The sequence below is a fragment of the Chamaesiphon sp. VAR_48_metabat_403 genome (assembly GCF_031422475.1).
In the GTDB taxonomy this organism is placed as follows: Bacteria; Cyanobacteriota; Cyanobacteriia; order Cyanobacteriales; family Chamaesiphonaceae; genus Chamaesiphon.
Map to the genome: position 1 here is coordinate 1 of NZ_JANPLS010000488.1, position 2,529 is coordinate 2,529.

The following is a 2,529-nucleotide window of genomic DNA, read 5'->3' on the forward strand; positions in this document are numbered from 1 at the left end:
ACTTTGGAAATATTGCCGAAATTCTCAGCAGTTAATTGATGGCGATACACTATCATCATCAAACCCAATGCACAGACATTGCCAACAAATAGAACATTGCACAAAGAAATTGGATTGTGGCCATTCACAAACTGAGTAGCACCAACTTCAGTCAACTTACGAGTCACCGAGCCAGAAGCTCCGAAGATCAGGATCGCTATCCATAGATATACTTGACCTGGAATCTTGGCAAAATAACTATTCATTCGCAACCCTAATAACCAATCTTTGCAATCATTCTACGATCGATCGTCAATCATTAACAAAAAAGAAGGGGCTTAAATACTCATTCTAAAAATCTAGATATCAATTATCAATTATCAACTATCTAACCACCAACCGGAATTTCGAGTAAATCTCGCACTCCTGTCAATCCCTGGAGCAAAAACAATAGTAGAGCGATCGAATTCAAGATGATATGGATTCGCCGCCAGTTAAAATTGCGATAGATTTCTGGCAAAATGGCTAATGAGACTATCATCAAGATTGCCACTACAATTCCATAATAATAATGGGAGAAAAACCATTCGGCTTCACGGCGGTACACCCCATCTTGTTCGCCGAGAATAATTAAGCCTGCACTAGTCAACGTTGCGAAAGTTGTTCGCCAGATCGCTGCCTGAGCACGGTATAAGCACAGTAAAGCTCCGATCGTTGCGGCAAACATTAGTAAAATAAAAATCACTTTTCCTGGGGCAGTTTGCCAGACTTGCTGCTTAATAATTGTCTTGACGATCGGATGTAATAATCCCAATAGCGCAACCCCAGTTGCAGTTCCCGTTAGCCACCGCCCGATATTCACATGTTCTAATCCGGCTTGGGGTGATATTTTACTTTTCACGCCAGCTTTTATTTCCAGCCTCCGCTGGCGAGTTTTCCAAGCAAAGTACATGACAATTCCCAATAGCGGATAGATCGCGACAACAGCTAACAGCGGGTGAATCAGGCGGAGCCAATCAGAAAAAGTCACGATCCCTAGCCGTAGATAGTAATGAGATTTATAATATTGTAAATAAAATTGCTAGTCAAGATCCGACCTGATTTGGCGATCGAATCTTGACTAAATCAACTAATTGAGTTGGGCAAACCCAAACGTAGCATTAAACTTTCGACACCAAATTGCGACCGACTTAAATTGTGCCACATCAACCCCACTTGGAATTGAGTATACTTGCTGCCCTGATACTTTTTTTAACCGTCCTAAATTAACATAATTAGCTTTGGCATAACTCTTGGGCGAATCCTGACGATGCAGAATCACAAATAAATCTGGCCCACTATCACTCTTAAAACCATCATCAAACTTGAGATACTTCTTGCCATTTTTGACTATGATTTGAGCTGTACCGCTAGTTGGATGTTCGGACTTCTCAAAAGCACCGCTAGCTAAGACAGTTGCCGCTGCTACCTTGTTAGTAACTGTCAGTAATAGCGGCGTAGACAATTCGGCGTTAGCTGGTCTTAAATTGGCATTTGAAAGCATTGGCAAGCAGATTGAAACTGTCGCAATCAAAGCTGTCAGTAGTAAATTTTGACGTTTCATCGATCGAGGCTCCTAAGATTAATTCAATTAGCATCGATTGACTCAATGCAGTCCTATTGCTGGGACTGCTCAACAAATTAACCGTGCTGTCTAATATACATGAGTCGAACCAGATCGGATTGGTTTGGTAACTAAATCTGTCCAGTAATCAACCAAGATTGTCTGCTCGTCCCGATTCAGCACCTATTTCTTGCCGATCGTAAATCGATGAAGATTTTGAAGTGAAGGAGAGCTACAAAAAATAAATCAAATCTTTAAATCCAATTCCAATTTGAGCTTGTAACTCTAGGGAATGCCGATTACCTCCGGTAAGCTACGCGATCGAATCAGGCCGATTTTACATGTGTTATGTCCAGCATTTTCAAAATATATTTAATATCCACAAGTCTTGTTTAGTCGAGGCTGCTGGCTGAATTAAGAGTACGCTACCTAGATCGAGATCGTCAGATTCAGCAGATTTAAGCATACTCACGAACACGTCTTGGAGATTCAACCATGCCATGGGATATATTATTTTCACCAGAATTGGGGCAATTTATGCCGATTATTCTAACATTAGCAGTCACAGCCACGGTTTTAGTTTTTAGTATTCGAGAATGGCTGCCATTAGATATCATTTCGATCTCCGCTGCTGCTGCTCTGATGGTGATGGGTTTAGTCACTCCAGAGGAAGGAATCTCTGGTTTTGGCAATGCTGTCACGATTACAGTAATCACAATGTTTATTCTCAGCGCCGGGATCGATCGCAGTGGTGCGATTCAAATTGTTAATAAGTTTTTTGTGAAATGGGGAGGCAAACATCCGATTCGTCAAATTCTATTATTGGGCGTAATTGTTGGCCCAATTACTGCTTTTATTAATAATACGGCGGTGGTAGCTGTCTTTATTCCAGTGGTGGAAGATTGGTGTAAGCAGCGGGGGATATCAGTCTCGAAGCTGTTGATGCC

General features: G+C 41.5%; 4 protein-coding genes and 1 pseudogene. 1 reads left to right on the forward strand and 4 read right to left on the reverse strand.

Annotated elements, in window-relative coordinates; all coding sequences use genetic code 11:
* The 4 genes and pseudogenes from RMO79_RS23135 to RMO79_RS23150 form a co-directional block, all read right to left on the reverse strand.
* Nucleotides 1-245, reverse strand: a pseudogene (locus RMO79_RS23135) (EamA family transporter); the annotation flags it as partial.
* Nucleotides 246-367: 122 nt separating this feature from the next.
* Entirely contained in the window at nt 368-1,009 is a 642-nt protein-coding gene (locus RMO79_RS23140) for a DUF4079 domain-containing protein (protein WP_310485620.1), read from the reverse strand.
* Nucleotides 1,010-1,108: 99 nt separating this feature from the next.
* Complete coding sequence (locus tag RMO79_RS23145) at nt 1,109-1,582, reverse strand: DM13 domain-containing protein (RefSeq protein ID WP_310485621.1); 474 nt, start codon at nt 1,580-1,582, stop codon at nt 1,109-1,111.
* Nucleotides 1,583-1,943: 361 nt separating this feature from the next.
* Nucleotides 1,944-2,084: a hypothetical protein gene (locus tag RMO79_RS23150; RefSeq protein WP_310485622.1), complete on the reverse strand. Its 141-nt coding sequence runs from the start codon at nt 2,082-2,084 to the stop codon at nt 1,944-1,946.
* 35 nt (nt 2,085-2,119) lie between these two features.
* Here RMO79_RS23150 and RMO79_RS23155 point away from each other — a divergent pair.
* A partial coding sequence (locus RMO79_RS23155) for an SLC13 family permease (RefSeq protein ID WP_396136663.1) occupies nt 2,120-2,529 on the forward strand: 410 nt, incomplete at its 3' end.